Annotated in this window: 2 protein-coding genes and 1 pseudogene; all 3 read right to left on the bottom strand. The window is 67.7% G+C overall.

Features of this window, described 5'->3' with window-relative positions; translation table 11 throughout:
- Positions 1 to 689 (bottom strand): annotated as a pseudogene (locus tag V6M37_RS15045) (NAD(P)/FAD-dependent oxidoreductase); the annotation flags it as partial.
- A gap of 193 nt (positions 690 to 882) precedes the next feature.
- Entirely contained in the window at positions 883 to 1,815 is a 933-nt protein-coding gene (locus V6M37_RS15040) for an electron transfer flavoprotein subunit alpha/FixB family protein (protein WP_332674670.1), read from the bottom strand.
- Between the two features lies 1 nt (position 1,816).
- A partial coding sequence (locus V6M37_RS15035) for an electron transfer flavoprotein subunit beta/FixA family protein (RefSeq protein WP_332674668.1) occupies positions 1,817 to 2,507 on the bottom strand: 691 nt, incomplete at its 5' end.

The following is a 2,507-nucleotide window of genomic DNA, read 5'->3' as shown; positions in this document are numbered from 1 at the left end:
GGCTGTATGCACGACCAGGCCCGGCACGTGGCGGTCGGCGGGGACTTCCCACAATTCCTTGAGGCCGATGCCGTAGGTCTGCGGGTCGACGCCGTTCCTGAGGTTGTACTTCGCCTCGAGCTGCTTGCCGAGTGCCCGCGGCAGCCTTCGGCGAACAGCGTGTATTTCGCGTGCAGCTCCATGCCCGGCTGGTAGTTCGGGCCGTGCTCGCCTTCGCGCGTGACGCCCATGTCGCCGGTCGCGACGCCTTTGACCGCACCCTTCTCGTCGTACAGGATCTCGGCGCCGGCGAAGCCCGGATAGACCTCGACGCCGAGCGCTTCGGCCTGTTCACCGAGCCACTTCGCGACGTTGCCGAGGCGCACGATGTAATTGCCGTGATTCAGGAAACAGTCCGGCAGCAGGCTGTTCGGCACCTTGCGGCCGCCGGTTTCGTTGAGGAAGATCACGCGGTCTTCGGTGACCGCGGTATTGAGCGGCGCGCCCTGTTCCTTCCAGTCGGGGATCAGTTCGGTCAGCGCGCGCGGGTCCATGACCGCGCCGGAGAGGATGTGAGCGCCGATCTCGGAAGCCTTCTCGATCAGGCAGACCGCCAGCTCCGTTCCGTTCTCGTTGGCCAGCTGCTTGAGCCGGATCGCCGCGGCAAGGCCGGCCGGGCCGCCCCCGACGATCAGGACATCAAACTCCATTGATTCGCGCATTCGAACAGATTCCGTGATTGCAGTTAATCGAGCAGGGCCGCAGCCCGGCCTTCACTCACCGAAAAAGATCCGGCTCGGTCAGCAGTGCTCACCGAGCCGGCGGAAATCCGGCGACACCTGAGGGAGGGAGAACCGAGTGTCGCCAGAGGAGGAGCCGGTTGCGGCTGAAGTGCGCCTGGGATCAGCCGACGGCGCCCGTCAATTCCGGCACGACCTCGAACAGATCCCCGACCAACCCGTAGTCGGCGACCTGGAAGATCGGCGCTTCCGGGTCCTTGTTGATCGCGACGATGACCTTCGAGTCCTTCATCCCCGCGAGGTGCTGGATCGCGCCCGAGACACCGACCGCGATGTAGAGCTGCGGGGCGACGATCTTGCCGGTCTGGCCGACCTGGTAGTCGTTCGGCGCGAAGCCGGCGTCGACCGCGGCGCGGGAGGCCCCGAGCGCGGCGCCGAGCTTGTCGGCGAGCGGCTCCAGCAGCTTGTGGTAGTTCTCGCTGCTGCCGAGACCGCGGCCGCCCGAGACGATGATCTTCGCCGCGCCCAGTTCGGGGCGCGCGCTCTTCGTGAGCTCGCGCCCGACGAGCGTCGTGAGGCCGAGGTCGGGTCCGGCGGCGAGCGCTTCGACCGACGCGCTTCCACCCTGCCCCGCCGCTTCGAACGCAGTCGTGCGCACGGTCATGACCTTGACCGGGTCGGCGCTCTTCACGGTCGCGAGCGCGTTGCCGGCGTAGATCGGGCGCACGAAGGTGTCGGGCGCTTCGATCGCGACGACGTCCGAGATCTGCGCGACGTCGAGCAGCGCCGCCACGCGCGGCAGCACGTTCTTGCCGAAGGAGGTGCCGGGGGCGACGAGGTGCGAGTAGTCGCCGGCGATCGAAACGACCAGCGCGGCGACGTTCTCGGCCGTCTGGCTGTCGTAATGCGCGGCGTCGGCGACGCGCACCTTCGCGACGCCAGCGATCTTCGCGACCTGCTCGGCGGCAGCGCCGCAACCGGCGCCGGCGACGAGCACGTGAACGTCGCTCCCGAGCTTCGTCGCCGCGGTGATCGCGTTCAGCGTCGCCGCCTTGTTCGACTGATTGTCGTGTTCAGCAATAACCAGGGTCGTCATCTCAGATCACCTTCGCTTCGTTCTTGAGCTTTTCGACGAGTTGCGCGACGTCGGCCACCCGCACGCCGGCGCTGCGCTTGGGCGGCTCGGCGACTTTCAGCGTCGCCAGCCGCGGCGCGACCTCGATGCCGAGATCGGCCGGCTTCACCGTGTCGAGCGGCTTCTTCTTCGCCTTCATGATGTTCGGCAGCGTCGCGTAGCGCGGCTCGTTCAGGCGCAGGTCGGTGCTCACGACCGCCGGCAGCTTGATCTCGAGCGTCTCGAGACCGCCGTCGATCTCGCGCGTCACCGTCGCCCGCCCGTCACCGAGCACGACTTTCGACGCGAAGGTCGCCTGCGGCCAACCCATCAGCGCGGCGAGCATCTGCCCGGTCTGGTTCGAGTCGTCGTCGATCGCCTGCTTGCCGCAGATCACCAACTGCGGCGCTTCCTTGTCGCACAGCGCCTTCAAGAGCTTCGCGACCGCCAGCGGCTGCAGCTCGACGTCGGTCTCGACGAGGATGCCGCGGTCCGCGCCGATCGCCATCGCCGCGCGCAGCGTCTCCTGGCACGCGCCCACGCCGCAGCTCACCGCGACCACTTCGGTCGCCACCCCCGCTTCCTTCAGCCGCACCGCCTCTTCCACGGCGATCTCGTCGAACGGGTTCATCGACATCTTCACATTGGCGATATCCACGCCGCTGCCGTCACTC

This window comes from Aromatoleum sp. (assembly GCF_036675785.1).
In the GTDB taxonomy this organism is placed as follows: domain Bacteria; phylum Pseudomonadota; class Gammaproteobacteria; order Burkholderiales; family Rhodocyclaceae; genus Aromatoleum.
This window is presented reverse-complemented; position numbering and strand designations above follow the sequence as displayed.